Origin of the sequence: Klebsiella scottii, from assembly GCF_036561945.1 — a bacterium.
Classification (GTDB): Bacteria; Pseudomonadota; Gammaproteobacteria; order Enterobacterales; family Enterobacteriaceae; genus Klebsiella; species Klebsiella scottii.
This window is the reverse complement of the sequence record NZ_JARXNI010000008.1, coordinates 1-276: the sequence shown is the minus strand read 5'-3', so window position 1 is coordinate 276 and position 276 is coordinate 1. Positions and strand designations below refer to the sequence as shown.

Below are 276 nucleotides of genomic sequence, written 5' to 3'. Positions count from 1 at the left end.
CCCGTCCGCCACTCGTCACCCGAGAGCAAGCTCTCTGTGCTACCGTTCGACTTGCATGTGTTAGGCCTGCCGCCAGCGTTCAATCTGAGCCATGATCAAACTCTTCAATTTAAGTTTGATGCTCGTGTTTCTTTATTTCTAAAGAAAAGAACTTCGTAATGAATTACGTATGTTCACTCACTGAGACTTGGTATTCATTTTTCGTCCGAGGACGTTAAGAATCCATGTCACTTTGAGTGCCCACACAGATTGTCTGATAAATTGTTAAAGAGCAGT

1 rRNA gene is annotated in these 276 nt (G+C 43.8%); it reads right to left on the bottom strand.

Features of this window, described 5'->3' with window-relative positions:
• Positions 1-111, bottom strand: a 16S ribosomal RNA gene (locus QFI97_RS00035); the annotation flags it as partial.
• Positions 112-276 lie beyond the last annotated feature (165 nt).